This window comes from Anaerovibrio sp., from assembly GCF_024697385.1.
Classification (GTDB): domain Bacteria; phylum Bacillota; class Negativicutes; order Selenomonadales; family Selenomonadaceae; genus Anaerovibrio.
In genome coordinates, this window is record NZ_JAILFV010000092.1 from 1 (window position 1) to 2,646 (window position 2,646).

A 2,646-nucleotide genomic window follows, 5' to 3' on the forward strand; every position below is an offset into this window, starting at 1 on the left:
CCAAAATAATCAAATGTACCGCCCATATCAACTTCCTTGCCCAGCTTCATATCAAACAATGTCAAATCAACAGTGCTACCGCGGCTATGACCGGACTTTGCAGCAATATACCCCTGTTCAAATAAAACATCTTTATTGAGCATTGGATAAAAATATGGCTTCATCTTGGTATCCTGCAAATCTGCTGCCCACTCTACGAAGTGATCCACGGCCATTTGTGGTCGATATGCATCATAGATTTTCAGACGATAGCCCTGACTCACCAAATCATCAGAAACCTCTTTCAGGGCATATGCCGCCTCCCTTGTCATCAGGGCACATGGCTCCTCATATCCATTTAAACGGCATCCCACAAAATTATAGGTAGAATAATATCGAATTTCCAAAATAACATCCGGGACTACTTCTGTCAAATTAACAAAGTCAGAGGAATCAGCTGATACTTCGCTGCCAAAACAAACACTGCCAGCCTCCTCCTTTGGATTAATGCCCGCTACACAGCCAATCAGCAGCATAACAATAATTATTTTTCTTATAATGCCATCCATATTTTCACACTCTCCTTCAATATAATTAATCCTTATCCCATGATACCACGATTTCATTACCAAAAAACTATTTTTGTGCTATAATTCCTCCATAAGTGATTCCCCTGGCAAAGGGGACAATGGCAGCTTAAATTATAGTTCAGCATCAAGTATGCTGTAAGGCCTGATTTTGGATAGCCTTTATTTTTGGGGAGGATGATATTTATGAGCTGGATTTATCTTTTTTTAGCCGGGCTGGGTGAAATAGGCTGGGCTGTTGGAATGAAATATACTGAAGGCTTTACCAGGCCTATACCTAGCCTAGTGACAGTAGCTTTAATGATTTTAAGCTTTGGGCTGTTGTCCTTGGCCCTGCGGGAGCTTCCCCTCAGCAGCTCCTACGCCATATGGACCGGCATCGGTACTGTCGGGACCTTTTTGTTTGGGCTTCTGGTATTGCATGAGCCGGTAACGGCTCTCCACGGCCTATGTGTTGTCATGATTGTTGCCGGTATTATAGGGCTCAGACTGCTGGCAAATTGATGCTGCCCCGGGCCCTATTTGCGCATCAAACTCACAAGCTAAAAGGCATGAAGAAGTTTTTTTCAACTTCCTCATGCCTTTTTTGCTGTCATAATTTAAATTTCACCGACAAAATTGGACACCGGTATATCCCCGGGCAGGTTGCATATCTCAGAAAAATGGATTGGATTCCCGCTCCACACCCATGACAGATGCCGGACCATGCCCCGGAAAAACCTTTGTAGCGTCGGAGACCTTTGACAGCTTATTGCGGATGGAATCCAGTATGTCGTCCAGGCTTCCATCCGGGAAATCAGTACGGCCAATGGATCCGGCAAATAAGGTATCACCACTGAAAAGGGCGCCCCCACCATAGAAGCACACACCGCCCTTGGTGTGGCCCGGAGTAGCGATGACCTGCAAATTGCAGCTGCCAAAGGAAATATTATCCCCGTCCTGCAGCAGGATATCTGCCGCATCCATTTCCTTCGCCACTCCCATAAATGCTGAAAGATTTTTCTTGCCATCTGTAAGCATATCACCGTCTGCAGCATGAATGGCCACAGGTACCTTCAAGGACTTTTTCAGCTCCTTTACTCCCCCGATATGGTCAAAATGCCCATGGGTAAGGGCTATCAGCTTGACCTCCACATCCTGATCCTTAATGGAGGCCAGGATTGTATCAGGATTACCACCCGGGTCTATCACTATTCCCTCCCGGGAATTATTATCCTTGAGGATATAACAATTGGCCGCTATAGGCCCCACCTCAAAACCAGTTACAGAAAACTCCATCTGAATCAACATCCTCCATCAGTCGTTGCGTTTGTCAGCATTGTTGGTCATGGCCCTGCTGACACTGTAGACATCCTTAAGCCGCCTTATCTTGGTCATTATCTGATTGACCTGCGCGGCGGCATTTACCTGAATACCCAAAACCACAATAGATGTTTTGTTGGTCCGGTTGCTACGGGCATTTACCGAATTGACATTTATCTTCATCTCAGCCGGCACTGCCAAAATGCCAGCCAAAATTCCTGCAGAATCGTTACAATGGATTTCGATCTCTACAGTATAGTCCTTGTCAAGGCCCACATCCCAGTCCACCGCAATAACCCTTGAGGCATCCCCGGATGTAATATCCACATTTGGGCAGTCCGCCCTGTGCACAGATACACCACGCCCCTTGGTAATAAAGCCGGTAATAGGATCTCCCGGGATAGGATTACAGCATTTTGCCAGGCGCACCAGCATGCCACCTTCGCCTTCCACCAATATACCATGACTGGCCTTTGGTTTTCTGGCTGTGCCATGAGGACGCTTCAGACGCTCCAACATCTGGGATACATCCGGTGGTGTCTGGTCCTTCACTTCCTTCTTATGAAGCTCAATAAGCTTGGCAATAACACCGCTTACGGTGACACCACCATAGCCGATGGCAGCCAGCAAATCTTCAGAGCTGTTGATATTGAACCTCAGGCAGACAATGTTGAGCCATTCCTCCCTGAGAATATTCTTTGGCTCATAGCCCAGCTTTTTGGCTTCCTTTTCCAGAAGCTCATGACCACGGGCCACATTTTCTTCCCTTTTGGCCTTT

General features: G+C 46.7%; 4 protein-coding genes. 1 reads left to right on the top strand and 3 read right to left on the bottom strand.

All coding sequences use genetic code 11. The annotated features are described in order from the left end of the window. Positions 1-605: M15 family metallopeptidase (locus tag K6C05_RS04665; protein WP_296731841.1), on the bottom strand; the 605-nt coding region annotated here is incomplete at its 3' end. 147 nt (positions 606-752) lie between these two features. Here K6C05_RS04665 and K6C05_RS04670 point away from each other — a divergent pair. Further along, the gene (locus K6C05_RS04670; RefSeq protein WP_296731843.1) at positions 753-1,070 is read left to right on the top strand and encodes a multidrug efflux SMR transporter; all 318 of its coding nucleotides are present in this window, start codon (positions 753-755) and stop codon (positions 1,068-1,070) included. A gap of 150 nt (positions 1,071-1,220) precedes the next feature. Here K6C05_RS04670 and K6C05_RS04675 read toward each other — a convergent pair whose 3' ends face one another. Continuing rightward, entirely contained in the window at positions 1,221-1,856 is a 636-nt protein-coding gene (locus K6C05_RS04675; protein WP_296731846.1) for an MBL fold metallo-hydrolase, read from the bottom strand. A gap of 6 nt (positions 1,857-1,862) precedes the next feature. Further along, positions 1,863-2,646 (bottom strand): ACT domain-containing protein (locus tag K6C05_RS04680; protein WP_296731848.1); only part of this gene is annotated, 784 nt, incomplete at its 5' end.

What these genes read in the sequence shown, in the direction of transcription:
- K6C05_RS04670 (WP_296731843.1), top strand. Translation starts at nt 753, where the DNA reads ATGAGCTGGATTTATCTTTTTTTAGCCGGGCTGGGTGAAATAGGCTGG.
- K6C05_RS04675 (WP_296731846.1), bottom strand. Translation starts at nt 1,856, where the DNA reads ATGTTGATTCAGATGGAGTTTTCTGTAACTGGTTTTGAGGTGGGGCCT.